The organism is Sinanaerobacter chloroacetimidivorans (genome assembly GCF_018128545.1).
Classification (GTDB): domain Bacteria; phylum Bacillota; class Clostridia; order Peptostreptococcales; family Anaerovoracaceae; genus Sinanaerobacter; species Sinanaerobacter chloroacetimidivorans.
The window spans coordinates 119341-142738 of sequence record NZ_JAGSND010000005.1; the positions used below are offsets into that span (position 1 = coordinate 119341).

Sequence of the window (23398 nt, forward strand, 5' to 3'; positions counted from 1 at the left end):
CATGCTGATACAGCACATGGAGGAAAGTAAAATGAAAGATTTTCAATATAGAATGCCGACAAAAATCAGATTTGGCGTTGGAATTAGTAAAAACATCGCCGATGTCTGTAAGGAATATGGTGCGAAAAAGGTCTTTGTTGTCACGGATTCTATGATTATTAAAACAAATATTCTGGATTCTGTTAAGGAAAGCTTTGAAAAAGCGAATATGCCCTATGAAATTTACTCGGATATTGTGCCGGATCCCGCGATTGAAGTGGTGGACAGTACTGCCGAGATTTTAAGGAAAAGCGGGGCCAATCTGGTTGTGGCAGTTGGAGGAGGCAGCCCCATCGATGCTGCAAAATCTATCTGCATGCTCCAGACGAATGAGGGTTCGGTAAGGGATTATTTATTCGGCGGAAGCAGAACGGTTACCAATCCGGGCATGCCACTCATCTGCGTTCCAACAACAGCAGGGAGCGGAAGTGAGATGACAGCAGCAGCTGTCATCACCGATAATCAGAATCAGATTAAATTATCTGTTACTCATGATTATATTATTCCAAGGGTGGCCTTAATTGATCCGCTGCTGCACGTTGGAATGCCTGGATTTATCACAGCCACCACCGGAATCGACGCTTTAACCCATGCCATCGAAGCGTATGTATCTCTGAATGCAAGTCCGGTCAGTGACGCAATGGCTCTTCAGGCCATGAGAATGATTGGAAAGCATTTAAGAAACGCGGTTGCTAATGGGAACGATATTGAAGCCCGAAGCAATATGGCCATTGCAAGCTCCATCGCAGCTACAGCATTTTTCAACGGAGGACTTGGTGTTGTTCATGGTATTGCTCAATCCATGGGCGGTGTTGCGCATGTTCCTCATGGCGTTGCAAACAGTCTGATTCTTCCCTATGCAATGGCAAGAAATGTAGTTGGAAATCTAGAGAAGTTTAAGGAAATCGCCATCGCACTGGGAGAAAATGTAGACGGCCTTTCCCTTCGTGAAGCAGCTGAAAAAGCCCCTAAAGCAGTTCTTAAACTGGCGCAGGATACCAGGGTTCCTCTGAAGTTAAAAGATGTTGGGGTAACCAGAGAACATTTTCCCGCTATCATTGAGGGGACCATGGCTTACAGGCTTTTGGCGGTAAACCCATGTAAACTGCAGGAGAAAGACATCACAGAAATACTTGAAAGTGCTTATGAATAACAAATCAATAAATCAGTTTCAGTAAAACAATCGTATGGAGGTGTACTGTGAGTAAAGTAGTTTATTACAATATCGATGATACCCTGAATTTTGAAAATCAAAAATTAAAAGAATGGGGCGTTCATGATATAGAACTGATTGAAATTAAAAACGGTGAAGACCGGGATAACCCGGAAGCATTTCTTGAAGCAGTAAAGGATGCCGACGGTGTCGTTGTAGAGTTCTTCCAGATTACAAGTGATGTGCTTGCACGAATGAAGAAAACAAAAATTGTTGCTTTACAGGCAATTGGTTATAGTAACGTTGACATCCCTGCCGCAACAGAAAATCACATCTGTGTAACGAATAGTCCGGGCTTTTGCACTGAGGAAGTAGCAATACATACAATCGGTATGATGATTGACTGTGTCAGAAAACTGACTTTTCTTGACAGAAGCGTTAGAAATGGAAAATGGGATCCGCTGCTGGGGGGAAAGACCTTCAGAATGTCCGGAAAAACCGTCGGCCTTGTATTTTTCGGCAGCATTCCCAAATATATGATTCCTATTCTTAAGGCGATGCAGATGAATATTGTCTGCTATGCACCGACCAAAACAAAGGAATATTTAGAAGATTTCGGTGTTAGAAAAATGGATACTTTAGAACAGCTTTTAAAGGAATCCGACTTTGTATCCATGCATACTCCATTGATTCCAGGGGTTACAGAGCATATGATGGGGGCTGAACAGTTTAGGATGATGAAAGAGTCCGCATACTTTATCAACACTGCCCGAGGCAAAGTTGTAGATGAGCCGGCCCTTGTCAAGGCATTAAAAGAAGGTTGGATCAAAGGTGCTGCAGTTGATGTCATCGAGGATGAAGCCAATGAAAAAAGCGACCTGTTTGAGATCGAAAATTGTGTGATCACACCGCATGCCGCCTTCGTATCCGAGGATTCCTTCGCTGAAGCCAGAATTATTGCCTTAAAACAACTGGTTGAAAGACTGCACGACAATAAAGTACCGAAAAATCTAGTTAACAAAGAGGTAGCTGACAACATGAGATAAGCTCTGAGATCGTTAATTTAATTTATATTTATAGAACAGGAGATTATATTATGAAACAGAAAGCCATCTTTAATGAAAAAACACTGGGAGAGGTTCATGGCCCCTACGTACAGGGAACCAAGTATCGTGACTTGTTCTTCACAACTCAGATCGCCACTCTCCAAAACGGTGACATCATCAGTCTCGATCCTTATGAACAGGCGCTTCAGACGCTTAGGAACGCTGAGCTTGCGCTGAAAGAAGTTGGCGGTACGTTGGCCGACGTACTTACCTGCAGAATTTATCTCACTGATATGAATGACTATGCTGCGGTGAACAAAGCTTACAGAGAATTGATGCCAAACGATCCATTCCCGACAAGGGCTTGTGTTCAGGTGGCAGGTATGATTCCTGAAGTAAAAGTGGAGATGGAATTTATCTGCAGTGTACCCGAATGATATATTAACATTTAAGTATTAGTCAATGCACTAAGCATTATTCACCTCATGAAACCTAAGATGGATTATGCCAGACGTAACCCATCTTAGGGGATGAGTGAGCTGTGATTGTAATGAAGAATAGAACCACCCCAACTAAAAAATTCAGAATATTCAAAATATATCCATGACATCATAATGTGTGCGCTGAGAAACCGTTACCGTTTAATGTTTTGCCGATTAAGTAATCAGCGAAATACAATATTATACGAGGAGTGTAATTATGGAAAACGAGCGAACAGTTAACATTACAAACATGATTAAAATAGGTGGCGCGTATGCATCATACACCATTGGTGCAGGATTTGCTACGGGGCAGGAGGTTTTACAATTCTTTGGATCCTGGGGTAACCCCGCCAACTTTCTGGCAGTATTTGTTTCAATGGTCATGACCGTGTATTTCACAGTTAGCTGCTATAGAACCGGTCAGGAGAAGCAATTTGGAAACCCGAGTGAATGTTATGCCTACTATTGCGGTAAATATGTCGGTTATTTCTTTGATTTTTTCTGTCTGATTATCGTATTTGGTATTGCAATTGCCATGTTTGCCGGATGTGGAGCTACGATCAATCAATACTTTGGGATTCCGGTGTATATAGGGGCAATACTCTTAGGTGTTTTCGCCGGAGGCACGGTAATGCTGGGATTAAAGAAGGTGGTAAATGTCCTGGGCTTTCTTGGTATTGTAATTATCGTTTATGTCGTAGTAATAGGAATTTATGCATTAGCTAGAAATCCTGTTGGAATGGCAGAGTCTACAGCTAGACTTCCGGAGTATCTTTCTGCAGGTAAAGTCTTGAGAGCTGGTGTTTTTGGAATCTACAATCCAGTTTTATCCGCTCTATTCTATGCCGGACTATGCTTGATTGTCTCGATACCGTTTCTGATTTCTCTCGGAAAGCAGACGACAAATCAAAAAGAGGCCTTAACTTCAGGTATCTTTTCGGGAATTTTCTTCCATGCGGGAGTGCTTCTCGTACTAATCGCTATTCTTATTAACCTCGACTCTATCATTGAAACAGGAGGACAGATTCCACTTCTTTCCGCAATGCAGAATATGATTCCCGAATTATCCTGGTCATTTGCAATTATTCTGATTCTAGGCATATTCACAACGATTACAGGGTATCTTTGGTTGATTTCAGGTAGATTTGCGGAGGATAAATCAACAAAATCAAGAATCATTACGGCTGCCGTTACGATTGCCGGCATATTCGGAGGAGCCTTTATCCCATTCAATCAAATTATCAATATTCTCTATCCTTTCTCAGGACTTGTTGGGTGCGCATTCCTGATATTCATTATCGTGAAGGATGTTAAAATTTACTCGGAAAAGAAAAAAACCTCGGAACCGCAAGAAGGCTGAGCATGGATCATTCGACTTTATTACACTTAAAAATGGAGATGTTGCTGGATACGAAAGAAATGTGAGAATATCTTCAATGCGAGGAATCTAAAAATATAGTTTTATTAGAAACTGGCGTATGTGAATACGAAAAGCCAGAGGAGGTGACAAAATGTGTATGAGAATCAAGGAACATGTGATATTGGGTCAGGAAGAGGCGACAAAGATGGTGGAGATCACTGTTGACGGGAAAAAGCTTATGGCAAAAGAAGGAGAACCTATCTTAGCAGCTCTTTTAGCTGAGAATATCATCATTAACCGTTACACAGTAAAAAGAAAAGAGCCAAGAGGATTGTTTTGCGGGATAGGACAGTGCACGGATTGTGCGATGGTTGTCAATGGCAAGCCAAATGTCAGAACCTGTATAACGCCAGTTGAACAAGGTATGGTTATTAAGACCCAGTATGGAGTTGGCGAAGGAGGCGGGGAAAAATGATTAGCAAAGAAATCGTGATTGTTGGAGCTGGCCCGGCTGGTTTGGCAGCAGCAATTGAAGCGGCCAAGGCAGGTGTGAAAGAAGTTCTGGTGGTAGACTTAAACATAAAGCCAGGCGGTCAGCTATTTAAGCAAATCCATAAATTTTTTGGATCCAGCGCTCATCGCTCAGGGACAAGGGGAATTGATATCGGAAATCAGCTACTTGCCGAGGCTGAAAAGTACGGTGTGGAGATATGGGTTAACAGCGCTGTGGTCGGACTATATCATGAACGGATTGTTTCCATCGAAAAAGGATTGGACAGCGGTGAAAAAGAACTGGTAAATATTCAGGCAAAAAAAGTCATCTTAGCCACTGGTGCATCGGAAAATGTCGTAAGATTTAAAGGTTGGACATTACCCGGGATCATGGGGGCAGGTGCGGCTCAAACAATGATTAATGTAAATAAGGTCAAACCTGGAAACAAGGTGGTAATGCTTGGCTCCGGAAATGTAGGATTGATCGTTTCCTATCAGCTGATGCAGGCCGGATGCAATGTAGTTGCTCTGGTAGAGGCGGCTCCAAAGATTGGAGGGTACGGTGTACATGCTTCAAAGATCAGAAGAGCTGGGGTGCCTATTTATACCAGCCATACGATTATTGAAGCAAAGGGAACTGACAGGGTATCGGAAGTCATTATAGCAGAACTGGATCAAAACTGGCAGCCAATCCCCGGGACGGAAAAAGTATTGGAAGCGGATGTAGTGACACTGGCTGCAGGATTAAAGCCAATTTCTGATCTGGTAAGACTGCATGATCTTGAGTGTACATATAACGCTGTATTTGGAGGATGGGTGCCCAAACACGATCGCAATATGGAATCAACACAACCCGGAATCTATGTGGTAGGAGATACCACAGGAGTGGAAGAAGCAAATACGGCATTGGAAGAAGGAAGGTTAGCCGGTGTTGCGGCTGCTGAGTCTTTAGGATATCTGAAAAATGCAGATGCAAAATTATTAAAAGATGATATCTGGGAAAGGTTAGATGGCTTGAGAATGGGACCGTTTGGGGAAAAGAGAATGGTAGCCAAGAATGCGATTCTAGCGGATTTTCCGACATGCGCTAAGTAAAAGGCTGAACGAGAGCCGAAAGAGGTGAATGAATATGACATTAGAACGTAATGGATGTATCACACGAGAAGAGCTGGAACGGTTCAATCTGATTACATCAGAAGAAAGATTTAAAAAAGGCACTGTCGCAGTAATTGAATGCATACAGGAAATCCCTTGTAATCCGTGTGAGGCCGCTTGCCCCCAAGGAGCAATCCGAATCGGAAGTCCGATTACTTCATTGCCAAAACTCAATGAAGAATTGTGTACGGGTTGTGGTGTCTGTATTGCAAAATGTCCGGGTCTGGCTATCTTTACGATAGATAAGACCTATTCTGATACTGAGGCCACGGTATCATTCCCCTATGAATATGTCCCGCTTCCTGTCAAGGATGAAATTGTGGAAGCTGTGAACAGAGAAGGAAAAGTGGTTTGCAAAGGCAAAGTCGTTAAAGTGTTAAACCCGAAATCATATGACAGAACTCCAGTTGTCACCGTAGCGATTCAAAAAGAATTTGCAGATGATGTCAGGAGTATGAAAAGAAAATAAACAGTGTTTGTGTCAAGTCTTTAGAAGGAGGCGTAACCAATGGATAATAAATTCGATGACGATATGCTTGTCTGTCGATGCGAAGAAGTAACAGTCGGTGAAATCAAGCAGGCGATTGCGCAAGGGGCAAGAGATGTGGTAGGAGTAAAAAGAAGAACGAGAGCAGGCATGGGATTGTGCCAGGGACGGACCTGTGAAAAAATGGTGCAGCAGATTCTTTGCCAAGAGCTCGGCATAAGACCGGAAGAAGCAGGCAGTTCCAGTATAAGACCGCCTGCCAGACCCATAACCTTTGGCACTTTAGCAGGGGGGGTGAGAGAATGAAATCCTATGATGTGATCGTAATTGGTGGAGGTATCATCGGAACCAGCACCGCGTATCAATTGGCGAAAAAAGGATACAGCGTAGCAATATTGGAACAAAATGATATTGCTTCGGGTACTGCAAGTCACACTGATGGAGCAACTCTGATCAGTGATAAACAGCCGGGAATTGATGTTCTGCAAGGGTATCACAGTGTTGAGCTGTACAGAAAACTTGCAAAAGAGTTTTCCCATGACATTGAATTTGAGAGCTGTGGATTTATGTATGTTTGTGAGACGGATGAAGAAATGGCAGCAGCAGCAGATTATGCTGCAAAGGTTAGGTCTCAGGGTTTTGAAATGAGGGTCATCGATCCTAAGGAAATGTGCGAAAGAGAAAAATACTTAGCGAAAGATCTAAAAGGAGGCCTCTGGACAGAATCTGACGGATTGGTAAATCCTTATAAGGTATGCTTTGCATTTGTCGAAGAAGGAAAAAAATATGGCTTAGATGTGTATACACATCATGAAGTTACCGGCATTAAATTGGACGCGAAAAAACAGGTCGAAGCAGTCGAGACAGACAGAGGAACTTTTTACACAAACAAAGTTGTAAATGCGTGCGGCGTATGGGCACCATTTATCGGTAAAATGGTTGGTTTAAACATACCCATCGAACCTCGGAAAGGTATGCTGTTAGTTACGGAAAAAGCTGAAACGATAGCACATACCGAAATACTGGAGTTTGGTTATTGGTTAGCGAAATTCTTTTCAGGGTTTAAAAGACCTGTCAGTGAACTTGTTGAAAAACATAATGTTTGTTTAAACATCGAGACGACCCACTCCGGGAATACAATTGTGGGCGGTTGCAGATTATTCAGAGGATATGATACGAAATCAGAATATGAAATAATGCAAGCTATCGCTGAAAGGGCCATCCGGTTTTTCCCAATTTTAAAAGATATGAACTGCATCAGAACTTTTGGAGGTATAAGACCATTTTGCTTAGATCATTTGCCAATCGTAAGTGCGGTTGAAGAGGTTCCGGGATTCTACATAGCTGCAGGGCATGAGGGTGATGGTATTGCGTTAGCCCCTATTACAGGTCTGCTGATGTCACAGATCATTTCTGAAGAAAAAACGGAATTTGATGCATCCGAGCTTAGCTGGTCCAGGTTTAAGAATATGGATCTGGCAAAATTAGCAGCGCACGGAAATTAAAAAATAGTTCATTGCAGTCTGATATAAATGAACTCTTTAAAATTCGTAGAACTTAAAGAGGCTTATTAAGTGCACCCAAAAAAAGGTAAAACAATTCCATAATAACCAAATTCTAAAAAACATTTGTTCATATAATTCCGAAATTTAATTAGTTGAAAGGAATAAGAAAATGAATAATAATAATGAAGTCGTTATCGGCCAACCAAAACAGTGGGGCAGTATGTATGGATTTCTAATGTCAGCAATCGGTTATGCAGTGGGTCTAGGTGCTATTTGGAGATTTCCGTACTTGATCGGAAGCAATGGCGGAGGAATTTTCCTTGTTGTGATGTTAGTCATGTCCCTATTAATTGCGGTACCTTTGATTATCTGCGAACTGACCTTAGGCAGAAGTTCCGGTAGAACAGGTATTGTAGGAATGGAAGCGTTAGCAGGTAAAAAAAGTCCTTGGGTAGCCATCGGATGGTTCGGTGCTATTGCGGCTACGTTACTTATGTCTTACTATGTTATGATTGCAGGAAATGTTGCACATTATTTCTTCTTATCTGTGATGGGTTCCTTCAAAGGAACCACAGGCGCGGATATGGCCCCGATGTTTAATGGCTTAATGGCGAATACGCCTCTGATTCTGTTCTATAATGCAGCATTACTTGCCTTGGCAGCTTTTATAATTTCAAAAGGTGTAAAGGGTGGAATCGAAGCTTTTGCTAAAGTCGCGCTGCCGATTTTATTTCTCTTTCTCGTTATACTGGCAATTAAATCTTTGACCCTTTCAGGCGCAGGAGAAGCAATGAGATGGTTCCTGACACCTGACATTTCAAAACTTACGCCTGCTGTACTGTTAAGCGCTTTATCACAAACCTTCTTTCTTGCTGGAGTGGGTCTGTCCTCAGCCTTCGTATTTGGAAGTTATTTGAAAGAGGATGCCAACGTGGCGAGATCCGGGGTCATCATCGTTATGTCAAATATGGTGGTTGCACTTCTTGCCGGAACAGCAATATTCCCTGCAGTTTTCACCTACGGCGTAGAACCTTCCTCGGGGAGTTCCCTGGTATTTCAAACAATGCCGATGATGTTTGAGAACATGGCAGGAGGCAGAATATTCGGAAGCCTATTCTTCCTGTTATTGTTTATTGCTGCCTTTACATCTGTATTGGGATTGGTTGAAGGCATCGTAGCAACTTTTGCAGATAAGTTCGAGATGGATCGGAAGAAAATGACGTGGATTATGGTTTCAATCATGTTCGTTATCGGCTTAATCCCAGTGTTGGTTTACTCACCGGTTCTAGGTAACGTTACACTATTTGGTAAGGACTTATATACAGATCTTGACTTTTTGGCAATGTCTATTCTGGTTCCAGTCGGGGGATTGATGATCTCGCTTTATGCCGCTTGGAAATTCGGATTTGAACGTCTTATGAAAGACGTAAATAGTAGTGCGAATTCCTTTAAAGTCACAACAATTTGGAAACCGCTATTGGCGATCATCTGTCCTATTATCATAACGATCGTTATTATCGTCGGAATCCAGTCGGTCTACTTTGCATAAAGAAATTCCATGCCTAACGGAACTACAGTTCTAAAATAAATAAAATTACTGAAACACCATGATGTGTTCATGGGTAAAAAGAGAAAGGCGGCAAAAATGGATAAAAGACTTAAGAACAGACAATTTGGATATCTGACTCCGGAAAATAATTCTGTTGTGATAAACATGCAAGATCATCAACAGATCAGCGGATATTCAGTGGGTATTATCTACATCGAAGATGTTTTTTACCCAATGGTTCCAGGCAACGTTGTAAATGCTTATACCTATGACTTCCCAGTGAGAATGAGAGGGGTTCCTAATTTAGATATCGACCGTCTTTTTAGAGCGGATCCTACAATTGGCGATGATATCATTGCACTTGGAAAACACATGATAGAAAAAGAAGGCATTAGAGCACTATGTTCGGCCTGCGGTTTCTTTGGCAATTTCCATAAACAGGTTTCTGCTGCTCTGGATATTCCTGTAGCACTATCCAGTTTGGTGCAAATTCCATGGATAAAGGCTATTATCAAGCCTGGCCAGAAAATAGGCGTACTCACAGCAGATGCTTCCTCTTTAACTGATAAATTGCTGGAAAATTGCTTTATAGACGACCCGAATCTATTAGTGGTAAAGGATTTGAGGCACGGAGAGGAGTTTTCGGCCATTCTTGAATACAGAGGGCAATTTGATAATGGAAAAGTCCGAGAGGAAGTGGTCAGCGCTGCATTAGAACTTCTAGAGGGCGACGATGATATCGGTGCCATCCTTCTGGAGTGCAGCGATATGCCTCCTTATGCTTACGCAGTTCAGCAAGCCACGCAGCTTCCCGTATTTGACTTCATAACATTGATAAAATGGTTACATAACGGAACAACTCAAAAACCATACTACGGTCACATATAAGAATGCAATATAATGGGGCACATGTTTTGAAAGCTGTGCTCCATTATTTTTAAGATTGACATAGAATGCAGTCAAAAAATTGACTAGATTGATTAAAGTAATTTTGAAAATAAGGATTACGATTCGTAAGTTGATATAGGGAAAGCAGGTGGATACATTGGGAATGATAAATGGCGGTAGTCTATTTGCAAAGGCATTAAAAAACGAGGGCGTAGAGCAGATATTTACAATCTGTGGAGGTCAAATAATGCCTCTCATTTATGGATGTAGAGCAGAAGGTATCGCAGTTATTGATGTGAGGCATGAGAACGCAGGCGTCTATGCAGCAGATGCTTATGCCAGAATGACAGGGAAACCTGGTGTGGTTGTAACAACAGTAACCCCCGGAGTACTGCAGACAATGCAAGGAATCGCAGAAGCAAGAGCGGCAAATTCTCCAGTGATTTTAATTGCGGGTTCCATTGGCCTTGGGGATTCTGATACAGGTGCAGAACAAGATTTCGATACTTATCATATTTTAAAGACGAATGTACTTTGGTCGGCTAGAGTATACGGCACAAAACGAATTCCAGAGTATGTCTCAAAAGCGTTTCGGATAGCGCTAGATTCAATACCAGGACCTGTTTATCTTGAATGTCCGGTCAATATTATGAAAGGAAATGTGGAAGAGAAATCTGTAGAATTCCCCAGCATGTCACGCACTGCAGCACAGCCCTTTGGCGATCCTCACTTAATTTGCAAGGCAGCAGACCTGTTGATGAAAGCAGAATCACCCGTGATTGTAGTGGGTGATATAAGCATTTATTCTAAGCAATACGGGGAAGCAGTGAAGGAATTAGCACATTATTTAGGCATTCCTGTATTTGCAACAACAATGGCACGTGGCACCTTTGGAGATGAGGATGATGAATTATTTGCCATTGGCGAAGGAGCTCTTTCAGAAGCAGATGTAATCCTGACCCTTTGTGTTAATATGAATTTCAGATTAAACTTCGGCAAAGCGCCCATGGTAAATTCAAATGCAAAATTCATTCAGGTTCATCCCAATATCACCAAGATTGGATTTAATGCCCCGGCACATATAGGAATTGTAGCCGGAGCCGGTGCCTGCGCAAAACAGATCCTTGAAGAAATAAAATCAAAGGTAGATGCTTGTAAAAACGTCAAGTGGATTGAAAGGGCAGCAGAACTACATACAGCCCAGCGACAAGAATGGACAGACGGTTATCAATTTAAAAATATCATTCCAATGCATCCGGCAAGGTGTGCGGAGCAAGTCGGAAAATTTCTTGATACGTATGGAAGGGATTGGTCTGTTGTATGCGACGGAGGCGACTCTTACGAATGGATAATGCGAGCAGTAAAAGTACATAGACCAGGGCAAATTGTTGGCTATGGTGCAAATGGAACGATCGGAACGGGGCAAGGATTTGCAATGGGTGCTTGGATGGCTCATAAGAAACCCGTGTTACTATATACCGGGGATGGAAGTGTGGGCTTTTATGCAATGGAATTCGATACAATGGAGCGCCACGATATGCAGGTTATCTGTGTGATTGCCAACGATTCTCAATGGGGAATGGTAAAGATGGCTGAAACTCTTAGAAACCCAGCAGAGACTAAAAAAGGGTATATTGCCACCGCACTTCCTTATCTGAGGCAATATCAGAAACTGTCTGAAGTCTGGAATGGATACGGAGAACTTGTTAAAGATGTCAATGAGATCATACCGGCAATAAAAAGGGCTTATGCATCAGGAAAACCTTCGATTATTAATGTGGAGGTTCATGATGAGTACCCCTGCCCGTTCACAAGAGCCTATGGATGTGGCGGTTAATTTGTCCCGTGTAATGGGAATATAAATAAGTTTGTCATAACTTACAATATAACCTAGGAGGCCTGCAGATGTGTCTTTTATTTGAAAAGGGAAAGATAGGAAGCCTTTTCTTAAAAAACAAAATTATCATGACTGCTGTTCATACAGGTTTTTCCCTGGAGGAGGAAACCAGATTTCTGGAACGTAGAGCAAAGGGCGGAGCCGCCGCTGTCACAGCAGTAATGGGAGTATCGGGAACAGGGGCTTCCGGAAATATGTGTGTTTTAGAAGAAACTATTATTGAACCGCTCCGTAAAATGTCAAAAACAATTCACCGGGAATCAGGAAAGCTGATTGTTCAGCTTTTCCATGCAGGAAGGAATGGATGCGTCGCAATGCTTGCAGATCCGACGGCAGTTCCGGTTGCTCCGTCTTCCATACCTTCTCCGATTTATAGAACCATACCCCTTGAATTGACTGAGGAGGGAATTCAAAATATTATTAAGGAATTCGGGGTAGCTGCCGGGGTATGCAAGGCTGCTTGCGTTGATGCGGTAGAAATCAGCTGTAGTGCCGGATATCTTCTTTCCCAATTTATTTCCCCGCTTACAAATAAAAGGGAAGATGGGTATGGAGGATCACTAAAGAACAGACTCCGATTTCCTATAGAAGTGGTAAAGGAAGTCCGAAAGGTCGTTGGATCCTTTTATCCTGTCATCCTTAGAGTCTCCGCAAGCGATATGCTAGGGGGCTATGGATTGGAAGAAACCATTGCCTTGATTCGATCAGTGGAACGGGAGATCGATGCAGTGAATGTCACAGGGGGCTGGCATGAATCAGAAGTCCCCCAGATTTCTATGCATCTGCCGGAGGGAGGCTTTGCTTTTCTGGCCAGAGCTGTAAAACAGCAGGTGGACATACCTGTCATTGCCTGCAATCGAATTAATAATGAAGAAACAGCCAGACAAATCCTTGAAGAAGGATGTGCAGATTTTGTCGGTTGCGCAAGAGCTTTTATTATAGATAGTGATTTTGTCAATAAAATGAAAAACGGGACTCCATATAGAAGGTGCATCGGCTGTAATAAGGGATGCATTGAGCGTATATTGAAGCACCAAAAAATATGCTGTATCTTCAATCCCGAAGTAGGAAGAGAGACTTGGGAGAAGTCTTGCCCGGATTCGGCAAGGAGGGTGCTGGTAGTGGGAGGCGGGCCGGCGGGTATGGAATCCGCCCTACAGTATGCAAAAAAGGGTCACGAGGTTAGGCTTTGCACGAATGAAAACATGGTAGGTGGACTGTTGCATGTGGCAGCCAAAGCGCCTTATAAAAAAACGATTGCTGGAAACATCAAGGCTATGAGAAGTGAACTTGAGTATTTCAAGGTGCAAGTGTGCTGCAGTACCGAAGTGAATGGAGGTTACGTCGAAAGCTACAATCCGGATTTGGTTATCGTTGCCACAGGAAGCCGACCTATGATACCACTGATTCCAGGTATTGACCAGCCGCATGTTTATACGGCACAGCAGGTATTAAAAGGTGGAGATAAATTGATAGCGGAGCTTTTAAAAGGAAAGGTTTTGATTGTTGGGGGCGGCTCCGTAGGACTTGAAACTGCACTGTACTTATCCGGTAAATCTGACTTATATGCAAAAAGCCGTAAATTTCTCTCGCACCGTGTAAAGCCTGAAATCAAAGAATTGCTGAGAAGCCCATCAAATATTACGATTGTTGATATTGCAGAGAAAATGGGGGGTGACCTTGGAGGGTTAAGAAGATTCATGCTAAAGGAATTGGAGGAATATAACATCAATCTCATTGCGAGTACCAGAGTGGAAGATATACGGGAAGGAACCGTAACCATCAGTATCAATGGGAAAGAAAATATACTGGAGACGGATTATGTGATTCTGGCAGCAGGTTATCAGCCACAGGGAAAAGTGCTGATAGACTGGCTGACATCCAACCGGCAGTATCCTTATCAGGTAATCGGCGATGCCCAAAGGATAGGGGGCATTGGAAAAGCTTTGAATGATGCGTATGAACTGGTAAATGTCTGATCAGACAGTTGATTTTATCAAAATCTAAAAAAGCAGATACCGACCTCTTAAAAAGGCAGAAGTACCATTTATGGTCTTCTGCCTTTTCATTGTGCGGCATTTGCAGATCAGAAGGAGGAAATTAATTTCCGGAAAATTGAGAACTTTATTTCTAGAATTCACATGCAATATTGAATTTTCAGAATAATTCCAACGTATTTCGGCTTATTTTCACTTTGGCATAGTAATTGCTTTTATATTACCGCGTAAGATCTTATCTTTATATTTTTTATTAACAAAGGAGGTTTTTAAATGAGTAATGAACCTGTACAACGTGAGAGCTTGAGTAAAGTCTTAAGCCGCAGAGACATTCTCGCTCTGGCATTCGGAACAATGGTCGGCTGGGGCTGGGTTATGCTGACAGCCGGCTGGGTAGCCAGTGCCGGCGTATTGGGCGCTATTATTGCTTTCTTGTTCGGCGCAGTTTTATGTATGTTTGTTGGTGCCACCTATGCGGAACTGACGCCTGCCCTCCCTCTGGCCGGAGGAGAACTGGTTTTCTCCTACAGAGGATTGGGATATTTCTGGTCCTGGTTTACAGCCTGGGCGATCTGCCTTGCTTACATAGGTGTTGCGGCATGGGAAGGGATTGCTATCTCCACTGCGATCAATTATGTAATTCCGTTTCCGCAGGCAGTTCCGCTGTGGACCCTCAATGGCAGTACTGTTTATTTGACCTGGTCTCTGGTAGGAATTATCGGCGCTGCGGTGATTATGCTCATCAATCTGGTAGGGATCAAGCAATCGGCTGTTTTCCAGACCGTAGGTACTGCCGGACTGATTCTGTCCGGAATTATCTTCTTAACAGGAGGAGCTTTCCTTGGAAGCCCATCCAATATGGAGCCGATGTTCAGCGGTATTGCTGAAGGCATAGGACCCTGGGCTGGTATTCTCGCCGTTATGATGATGGCCCCCGGAATGTATGTCGGCTTTGATGTAATCCCCCAGTCTGCAGAGGAAATGAATATCCCTCCAAAGCAGATTGCAAACGTCGTATTCTTATCCATTTTAATGGGAGCCGCTTGGTATATCCTCATGATCACTGCAGCTTCTCTGTCAGCTCCTGAAGAAGTCAGAAACAGCTTTGCAGGAAGCGTTCCTGTTGCGGAAATCGCCGCTTATGCTTTCGGATCACCTGTCTGGGGCAAGATCATGATCGTCGGCGCATTATGCGGTATTGTTACGAGCTGGAACGGATTCTTTATCGGAGCATCCAGAGTTATCTTCTCAATGGGAAGAGCAAAGATGATTCCTGCTGTCTTTGGTAAAGTAAGTCCGAAGTATGGGACGCCGACTGCTGCTATTCTTCTGGTTGGTATCATCTGCATGATCACTCCGCTGATGGGAAGAAACGCTCTGGTCTGGTTTGTAGATACGGCATCCTTCGGAACCGTTGTAGCATATCTGATGGTAGCGATCTCCTTTGTATACATCCGCAAGAATGAGCCAAATCTGAACAGACCATACAAAAACAAACATCCGATGGTTATAGGCGCAGCCGCGATCATCAGTGCTTTGTTCTTTATTTCCCTGTATCTGCCGTTCGGCCCAAGCGGTTTGGTTTGGCCGTATGAATGGGCATTTATCCTGTTCTGGGTAATTCTGGGAGTGATCCTTGCAGCAGTTGCTAAGGCCTCTATCGGACCTGTATCCGCTGCGGAAAGAGAATATCTGATCTTTGGCGAAGAGTATGCTAGAAAAGAAATTATAAAAGATCTGAACAGAAAAATAGGGTAAGTCAACATTGAAAATTTATTGCCATAAAAACTGTATTAAAATTTAAAATAGGTTATCTTTGCTAGCAAGTAGGATAGGACTTTGCCATAAGTCCGAATCCTACTTGCTAGTTTCTATATAAAATGATTTAATGTTACTAGAGTAATTGCGAGGAAAGTGATGACGACAAAGAGAAACATTAAGGGAAGTGTAAGAATGACGCAAGAATCCCATGGATTAAAAAGAGTGCTGGGAAGAACCGATATCATGACCCTTGCCTTTGGTACTATGGTAGGCTGGGCCTGGGTAATGTTATCGGGATTCTGGATTAAAGAAGCAGGTGTGCTCGGTTCGTTAACAGCGTTTGGAATCGGAGCGATTTTATGTATTTGCGTTGGTTTGACCTATGCGGAGCTTACCGCGGCCTTGCCGCTGGCAGGAGGAGAAATGGTATACACCTACCGGGCTTTGGGACAAGGCTTCTCCTGGTTTGTCGGTTGGGCGATATCTTTTGCTTATATTGGTGTGGCTGCCTGGGAGGGGATTGCCCTGGCCACAGCCATTGATTATATTTTTCCGATTCCACAAATCGGTTATCTCTGGAGTGTAGCGGGCTACTCTGTCTATGCATCATGGTCGGTGATCGGTATGGTGGCAGCGCTGGTATTGCTGCTGCTCAATCATTTTGGCACCAGAACCACAGCCATTTTTCAGGTGATGACTACTTCCTTTTTGATCATGATAGGGCTGATCTTTATCTTTGGGGGAATTACCTTCGGTGACACCTCCAATATGGTTCCGCTCTTTACGAACACGAAAGGAATTATCGCGGTTTTGATCATGGTGCCCTCTATGTTTGTTGGATTTGATGTTATTCCCCAATCGGCGGAAGAAATGAATCTGCCCAAAAAGCAGATTGCCAAGGTGTTTATCATTTCCATCATCATGGCCTCCCTATGGTACTGCCTGATCATACTGGGAATCAGCTTTGCAGCTCCCCCGGAAATCAGGACCTCAGGGATTGTTCCTGTAGCGGATGCCATGGCGTACAGTTATGGTTCGGGTATCTTTGGCAAAATACTTATTCTGGGCGGTATTTGCGGAATTATGACCAGTTGGAACGGTTTTATGGTAGGTTCAACCAGAATTATCTTTGCCATGGGCAGAGCCAAGATGCTGCCGCCCTTCTTCGGTAAACTCCATTATAAATATAAAACACCCACAGGAGCGATTCTGCTAGTGGGAGGGATCTGTATCATAGCTCCTCTTCTTGGAAGGAATGCATTGGTCTGGTTTGTGAATACCAGTGCCTTTGCGTCCGTTCTTTCCTACCTGATGGTAGCTGTATCCTTCCTGCTTTTAAGAATCAGAGAGCCTGACCTGGAGCGCCCATTTAAAGTAAAATACGGAAAATTTATCGGAATTGTCGTTGTGATTTTTTCCGTAAGTTTTCTTGTTTTTTATACGCCTGCCGGAGGAGTGTCTCTGAAATGGCCTAATGAATGGCTGTTAATTTTGATTTGGGCTTTTATTGGTATATTCTTCGCTCTTTGGGCGAAGGGTTCTTATCAAAAAGTTACAAAGCAAGAACGAGAGAATTTGGTTTTTGGAGAAGAATATTCCCGAAAGGAATTTACAGATGAATAGAAATTTGATTTTAACCCTTGTCATAGGGCTGATGATATTAATCATGATTGCCTATAACAGTTCGGAGCATGAAGGCGGACTGCAGATGCAGAATCGGATCAGGCTCCATCCGTTAAGCCAGGAACAACAGGAATGGCTGGATGAAAAAGGAACTTTGGTTATTGGCATTACGGACAATTCTGCGCCGTTTGTCCTCTGGGACGATGGCATGCAGCCGAAAGGTTTTTTAATTGATTATATGGAATTCATTGCTCGGGAATATGATGTTTCTATCCTGTATGAACCGATTCTTATGAACGAGATCCTGTCAAAGCTTGATTCCCAGGAGGTGGATGCGGTCATTTCCACACCGGATGTTTCCTATGAAGAGGAACTGGAATTTACTATGCCTATCATGAAGACAAAAGGTATTTTACTTTTCCAAAATACCATTACCAACCGGGAAAGCAGAGAAGGCAAAGACATGCGGATTATTTTGGTGGAAGGCAGCCCGTGGAAAAGAGTCCTGGAGAATCGTTTCCCCAAGGCAACTTATCTCCCGGTAGAAAATATGAAGGAGGCTGCCGCAGCAGCAGCTTCGAGACAGGGCAACGCCATTGCCGGAAGCGAGACAGCACTTCAGCATTTTATGGGCGCTGAACAAATGGAACAGAATTGGAGCCGGGCTTCAGGATATTTATATGAAAAAAATGATTGCCTTGCAGTGGACTCCGAAAACACCATGCTTTATGAAATTCTGAATAATGCAGTCTACTACTTGGATAATACCAAGGTGGTTTCCGAGCTTCAATCAAAATGGCTGGGCCTTTCTTATTCATTGAAATCGGAAAATCGGCTGGAAGGGGCAGGAATCATTATCCTGATTGTCTTTGCTGCCGTATTGTGCATATTCTCTTTATTTTATCAATCCAACAAAAGCTTATATGAAGAGCTGCAGCAGAGGATGGAGCTGCTCATCGAAAGTCAGAATGAAATGCAGACAACCTTTGACGGGGTTACCTATTATTTGGCGGAAATCAACCGGGACGGCCTGGTGGTAAGTATTAACAAAGCCTTTTCCCAGTTCCTACAAATGAAACGGCACAAAGCCGTAGGACTTCCTTTGATTTCTCTTTTCACTATGGATGAAAAGGAAAAGCAGAAGCTGTCTCAGCTGATCAGCGAAACCTTCAAGGATGAATCGGAGAAGAGCGACGAGATTTCTATCGGGAAAAAAATCCTGGAAATCCATACTTTCTTAATCAAGGACAATAAGGAAAAAGTGCAGAAGATCCTGACCATGATGGTGGATGTTACGGAAGCAAGAAGTACGGAAAGACAAATGCTGCAGAATCATAAAATGATCGCTGTCGGACAGCTTGCAACGGGTGTGGCCCATGAAATACGAAATCCCCTGGGACTGATCAGAAATTATTGCTATGTTCTGAAGGAAATTGATTACCGGGATTATATCAACAGAGATGAAGCCATAAAGGTAATTGAAAAATCTGTTGACAAATCCAGCAGAATTATAGATAATTTATTGAATTTCTCAAGAATCACCACAAATAAAAAAGAAATTGTAAATTTGAATGTACATCTCAGCGCAATCCTGGATCTCCAGAGAAACTTGCTGGTCAAGCATAAAATTGATCTGAAGTATGAATATTTAGGCAGCGATACCGTTACAATCAATATTGAAGCAATTGAGATCATTTTAATCAACCTGATTACCAATGCGGTGGACGCAATTTCTCAACCGGGTAAAATAACGGTACATTGCGTTGAAGATGGGCACAATATTATATTAAGCGTCAATGATACCGGACAGGGTATAGAACCGGATATTATAGATGAAATTTTCAATCCCTTTTTCACGACGAAGAAAAAAAGAGAAGGAAATGGACTTGGCCTTTATATCGTGTATAATGAAGTACAGAAAATGGGCGGAGAGATTAAAGTAGAAAGTGAAGTTGGCATAGGAACTACCTTTACCATAAGAATTCCGATAGAGAAGGAGGAACAGTACCAATGAGCATGAGAGGCTTACGAATCCTGGTGGTAGACGATGAACAGGATTATTGCAATGTAATGAAAGTCATACTGAATGCAAAAGGTCATCAGACTGCTCTCTGCACATCCGGGGCAGATGCTTTGAGCCTGTTGTCAAAAAACACCTATGACCTGGTGATCACCGACCTCATTATGCCGGAAATGGACGGCAATCAACTGCTGCATGAAATAAAAAACCGATACCCCGATACGGAAGTCATGATGATGACGGCTTACGGTACGATCGAAAATGCTGTCGGAGCCATGAGAGAAGGGGCCTATTCCTACGTAACCAAAGGCGGAAATCCCGAAGAACTGGTGAGAGAAATTGAGAAGCTTCAGAGCATGCTGGAATTGAAGCGGGAAAATGAATTGCTGAAAGAGAAAGTAGCCCATGTTGATGTGATGCTGGACAGCAAAAGCCCGGGATTTTTGGAGATGCTCTCCATCGCCAAAAAAGCGGCTGCAAGTGATACCAACGTGCTGATTCTGGGAGAATCCGGCGTCGGCAAAGAAGTCATTGCACAGTATATTCATCGCAACAGCCTGCGCAAAAACAAGCAGTTTATGGACCTGAACTGCCATGCCATAGCGGAAACCGTTTTAGAATCGGAACTCTTCGGCCATGAAAAAGGCTCCTTTACCGGAGCGCTGCATAGGAGAATCGGGCGGATCGAGGCAGCTGACCAGGGAACCTTGTTTCTGGATGAAATCGGTGACATTCCCCTTACTATGCAGGCAAAATTACTAAAAACAATTGAAAATAAAAAGATTTACAGAATGGGCAGCAATGAGGAGCTGGAGGTGGATTTCAGACTGGTCACCGCTACCAATAAAAATCTGGAAATCGAAATGGAAGAGGGAAGATTCCGGGAGGATTTTTTCTATCGTATCAGCACCATTGTCATTAATATCCCTCCGCTTCGAAAAAGACAGGAGGATATCCCCCTTTTGATTGATTATTTTTTCAAGCGATCCCAGAATGAAATGAAAAAGCCTATCCACAGAATCGATCCTGATGTGATGGACTTCTTGAAAAATTACCACTATCCGGGTAATGTCAGAGAATTAAAAAATATCATCGAGCGCCTTGTTGTACTTTCCGAAGATGGGGTTGTACAAAAAGAGGCTTTGCCAACCTTTTCACAGAGAAGTAAACCAGAAAACCAGGCATCAATCCAGGATGAAAGAGGCTTAAAGGAAATCCGCAGGGAAACGGAAAAAAATCATATAGAAAGTGTATTGAGAAGACACAATAATAACATGACAAAAGCGGCAGAAGTTTTGGGCATAACTAGAAGACAGCTGTTTAATAAAATATCGGAATATAATCTGGAAAAATAGATCAAGCTTCTTCTATCCAGATCCTACATAAGTGATACTTTCTTATTAAGAGTTGAAAATTGCAGAAATTTGTTGTAAAATAAGCTTTACTATAAAAAAGGATTCCGTTAGTATAGTAAAGCCTGAAAAACTCTGTTTTAGACGATAGGATAAGGAAAACATAGGATGGATAGCAAAAGAATAAAAATCTTGATCGTTGTGTCATTGATGGTTATGGAGGGCTTTGTTTGGACAATTACAAGCCCTATTAGTGCTTGGTCTTTGGGAATCATCGGCGGGGCTGACGGCCCTGAGAAAATTATCATTTCTGATAAGGGCACGGAGGATAGGAATACACAAAAGGACAACGAAGATCTTGAGAATCCTCCAAAAGAGGACAGGCCTCCGGGAGACGAGCCTGCACAGACTGAGAATGAGAAAACCAGAAAAGCGTTAATTCAGGAAGCAAAAGAAAAAGGCTTGCTGATACTGGTGAATAAACAACATACCGTAGACAGAAACTATAAACCGGAAGATTTAAAGGAAATTCGATATTATGCACCGGATCGGTCCGCCTCCTCCCGATATATGAGAGCGGAAGCTGCAGATGCTTTTCATAAGCTGGTGGAAGCAGCAGCTTTGGAAAACATGGAATTGGTCATGACAACCGCATATCGCTCCTATGATTTTCAGAAAACATTATTTGATAATTACGTAGCAAAGGAAGGGGAGGAAGCAGCCAACCGATACAGTGCGAAACCAGGTCAAAGTGAACACCAGACCGGACTTTCGGTGGATGTCACTTCGGCAAGTGTCGGGTATCAGCTTACCGATAAGTTTGGTGAAACGAAGGAAGGAATCTGGCTTGCCGAGCATGCACACCTTTTTGGGTTTATTATCCGCTTCCCGGAGGGAAAAGAGGCGATTACCGGATATCTATATGAACCCTGGCACATCAGATATGTAGGCGTTGAGGCTGCAACGGAAATTTACGAGCAGGGACTGACTTTGGAAGAATATTTGGATCAACAGAGTGAATAGAGTTGCTCTTTTCACAATTTGGGCGAGCTTAGAAGGAGGATATATATAAATGGCATTTTATTTCAATGAACCGTCGCGTACCTTTAATGAATACCTGCTTGTACCGGGTTATTCATCAAAAGAGTGCAAAATAGAAAATGTAAGTTTGAAAGCACCGGTGGTAAAATTCCGTAAGGGTGAGAAATCAGAGCTTACCATGAATATTCCGCTGGTTTCGGCTATTATGCAATCGGTCTCCGATGATCGAATGGCTATCGCACTGGCAAAAGAGGGGGGGATTTCTTTTATTTTTGCTTCCCAGTCCATAGAGAGCCAGGTAGCGATGATAAAACGTGTCAAAAGTCATAAGGCCGGTTTTGTGAAGAGTGATTCCAACATCAGGCCGGATCAGACCTTGAGGGATATTCTGGACTTAAAGGAGAAGAGCGGTCACTCAACGGTTGCAGTAACTGACGACGGGACCTCGGAGGGAAAAATCCTCGGCATTGTCACCAGCAGAGATTACAGAGTCAGCAGAATGTCTATGGATACCAAGGTTTCGGAATTTATGACACCTTTTTCCTCTCTTGTTTACGCCAATGAAGGGATTACTTTGTCCGAGGCAAACGATATGCTGTGGGATCACAAGCTGAATGCCCTTCCTATCATCGATAAAAACGACAGACTTGTCTATTTCGTTTTCAGAAAAGATTATGATTCCCATAAAGCAAACCCCAATGAGCTCCTGGATTCAGGGAAAAGATATGTGGTGGGCGCCGGGATAAACACCAGAGATTATGCAGAGAGAATTCCTGCACTGGTTGAGGCGGGCGCCGATGTTTTATGTATCGACTCTTCTGAAGGATTTTCCGAATGGCAGAAGGAAACCTTGTCCTATGTGAGAGAAAATTTCGGCGATAAAGTGAAAATCGGGGCCGGAAATGTCATTGACAAAGAGGGCTTTTTATTCCTTGCAGAAGCGGGCGCCGACTTTGTGAAAGTAGGTATCGGCGGAGGTTCTATCTGCATTACCAGAGAGCAGAAGGGTATCGGAAGAGGACAGGCCACGGCAGTCATTGAAGTGGCGGCGGCCAGAGACGAGTATTATGAAAAGACGGGAATCTATATTCCGATATGCTCTGACGGCGGAATCGTTTATGACTATCATATGACACTGGCTCTTGCCATGGGAGCTGATTTCATCATGCTTGGAAGATATTTTGCCAGATTTGATGAGAGTCCTACCAATAAGCTTAACATAAACGGGAATTATGTAAAAGAATATTGGGGTGAGGGCTCCAACAGAGCGAGAAACTGGCAGCGATACGATCTGGGCGGTGACGGCAAACTCTCCTTTGAAGAGGGTGTCGACTCTTATGTCCCTTATGCAGGTCCATTAAAGGATAATATTACATTATCCCTGAATAAAGTAAAATCAACCATGTGCAACTGCGGCGTTATATCCATTGAAGAGCTTCAGCAAAATACCAAGATTACGTTAGTATCCGCTACCAGTATCGTTGAAGGCGGTGCACATGATGTTATATTAAAAGACACCACCGCAAGTCCGGTTAGATAAGAGAGAGGAAA

At 43.0% G+C, this 23398-nt stretch carries 19 protein-coding genes; all 19 read left to right on the forward strand.

Annotated elements, in window-relative coordinates; genetic code table 11:
- The first annotated feature begins 31 nt into the window (after nucleotides 1-31).
- The 19 genes from KCX82_RS09400 to KCX82_RS09490 all read left to right on the forward strand — a co-directional run bounded on the left by KCX82_RS09400 (nucleotide 32) and on the right by KCX82_RS09490 (nucleotide 23387).
- The gene (locus KCX82_RS09400) at nucleotides 32-1192 is read left to right on the forward strand and encodes an iron-containing alcohol dehydrogenase (RefSeq protein WP_227018208.1); all 1161 of its coding nucleotides are present in this window, start codon (nucleotides 32-34) and stop codon (nucleotides 1190-1192) included.
- A 47-nt stretch (nucleotides 1193-1239) separates the two neighbouring features.
- A complete protein-coding gene (locus KCX82_RS09405; RefSeq protein WP_227018209.1) occupies nucleotides 1240-2238 on the forward strand; it encodes a C-terminal binding protein in 999 nt (332 codons plus the stop codon).
- A gap of 50 nt (nucleotides 2239-2288) precedes the next feature.
- The gene (locus KCX82_RS09410) at nucleotides 2289-2675 is read left to right on the forward strand and encodes a RidA family protein (RefSeq protein WP_227018210.1); all 387 of its coding nucleotides are present in this window, start codon (nucleotides 2289-2291) and stop codon (nucleotides 2673-2675) included.
- Nucleotides 2676-2937: 262 nt separating this feature from the next.
- Nucleotides 2938-4080, forward strand: a complete 1143-nt coding sequence (locus KCX82_RS09415; protein WP_227018211.1) for a YkvI family membrane protein — start codon at nucleotides 2938-2940, stop codon at nucleotides 4078-4080.
- Nucleotides 4081-4231: 151 nt separating this feature from the next.
- On the forward strand, nucleotides 4232-4555 hold the full coding sequence (locus KCX82_RS09420; RefSeq protein WP_227018212.1) for a (2Fe-2S)-binding protein: 324 nt from the start codon (nucleotides 4232-4234) through the stop codon (nucleotides 4553-4555).
- A complete protein-coding gene (locus KCX82_RS09425) occupies nucleotides 4552-5667 on the forward strand; it encodes an NAD(P)/FAD-dependent oxidoreductase (protein ID WP_227018213.1) in 1116 nt (371 codons plus the stop codon). Before KCX82_RS09420 ends, KCX82_RS09425 begins: the two co-directional genes overlap by 4 nt.
- A 34-nt stretch (nucleotides 5668-5701) precedes the next feature.
- A complete protein-coding gene (locus KCX82_RS09430) occupies nucleotides 5702-6196 on the forward strand; it encodes a 4Fe-4S binding protein (protein ID WP_319633344.1) in 495 nt (164 codons plus the stop codon).
- A 39-nt stretch (nucleotides 6197-6235) separates the two neighbouring features.
- Complete coding sequence (locus KCX82_RS09435; protein ID WP_319633345.1) at nucleotides 6236-6520, forward strand: (2Fe-2S)-binding protein; 285 nt, start codon at nucleotides 6236-6238, stop codon at nucleotides 6518-6520.
- A complete protein-coding gene (locus KCX82_RS09440) occupies nucleotides 6517-7719 on the forward strand; it encodes an NAD(P)/FAD-dependent oxidoreductase (RefSeq protein ID WP_227018215.1) in 1203 nt (400 codons plus the stop codon). The genes KCX82_RS09435 and KCX82_RS09440 overlap by 4 nt, the downstream gene beginning before the upstream one ends.
- Nucleotides 7720-7888: 169 nt before the next feature.
- Nucleotides 7889-9268, forward strand: coding sequence for a sodium-dependent transporter (locus tag KCX82_RS09445; protein WP_227018216.1), 1380 nt, complete (start codon nucleotides 7889-7891; stop codon nucleotides 9266-9268).
- A gap of 96 nt (nucleotides 9269-9364) precedes the next feature.
- Complete coding sequence (locus KCX82_RS09450; RefSeq protein WP_227018217.1) at nucleotides 9365-10156, forward strand: aspartate/glutamate racemase family protein; 792 nt, start codon at nucleotides 9365-9367, stop codon at nucleotides 10154-10156.
- Nucleotides 10157-10319: 163 nt separating this feature from the next.
- Nucleotides 10320-11993 carry a thiamine pyrophosphate-binding protein gene (locus KCX82_RS09455; RefSeq protein ID WP_227018218.1) on the forward strand — a complete coding sequence of 558 codons (1674 nt, stop codon included), beginning with the start codon at nucleotides 10320-10322 and terminating at the stop codon, nucleotides 11991-11993.
- 68 nt (nucleotides 11994-12061) lie between these two features.
- Nucleotides 12062-14032 (forward strand): NAD(P)/FAD-dependent oxidoreductase, encoded by a 1971-nt coding sequence (locus KCX82_RS09460; protein ID WP_227018219.1) that lies wholly within the window; start codon nucleotides 12062-12064, stop codon nucleotides 14030-14032.
- 291 nt (nucleotides 14033-14323) lie between these two features.
- Nucleotides 14324-15808: an APC family permease gene (locus KCX82_RS09465; RefSeq protein ID WP_227018220.1), complete on the forward strand. Its 1485-nt coding sequence runs from the start codon at nucleotides 14324-14326 to the stop codon at nucleotides 15806-15808.
- 195 nt (nucleotides 15809-16003) lie between these two features.
- Complete coding sequence (locus KCX82_RS09470) at nucleotides 16004-17434, forward strand: APC family permease (protein ID WP_227018221.1); 1431 nt, start codon at nucleotides 16004-16006, stop codon at nucleotides 17432-17434.
- The gene (locus KCX82_RS09475; RefSeq protein WP_227018222.1) at nucleotides 17427-19448 is read left to right on the forward strand and encodes an ATP-binding protein; all 2022 of its coding nucleotides are present in this window, start codon (nucleotides 17427-17429) and stop codon (nucleotides 19446-19448) included. The genes KCX82_RS09470 and KCX82_RS09475 overlap by 8 nt, the downstream gene beginning before the upstream one ends.
- Nucleotides 19445-20809 carry a sigma-54-dependent transcriptional regulator gene (locus tag KCX82_RS09480; protein ID WP_227018223.1) on the forward strand — a complete coding sequence of 455 codons (1365 nt, stop codon included), beginning with the start codon at nucleotides 19445-19447 and terminating at the stop codon, nucleotides 20807-20809. Before KCX82_RS09475 ends, KCX82_RS09480 begins: the two co-directional genes overlap by 4 nt.
- A 567-nt stretch (nucleotides 20810-21376) precedes the next feature.
- A complete protein-coding gene (locus KCX82_RS23230) occupies nucleotides 21377-21829 on the forward strand; it encodes a M15 family metallopeptidase (RefSeq protein ID WP_405127688.1) in 453 nt (150 codons plus the stop codon).
- A gap of 49 nt (nucleotides 21830-21878) precedes the next feature.
- Nucleotides 21879-23387: an IMP dehydrogenase gene (locus tag KCX82_RS09490; RefSeq protein WP_227018225.1), complete on the forward strand. Its 1509-nt coding sequence runs from the start codon at nucleotides 21879-21881 to the stop codon at nucleotides 23385-23387.
- The last annotated feature ends 11 nt before the right edge of the window (nucleotides 23388-23398 follow it).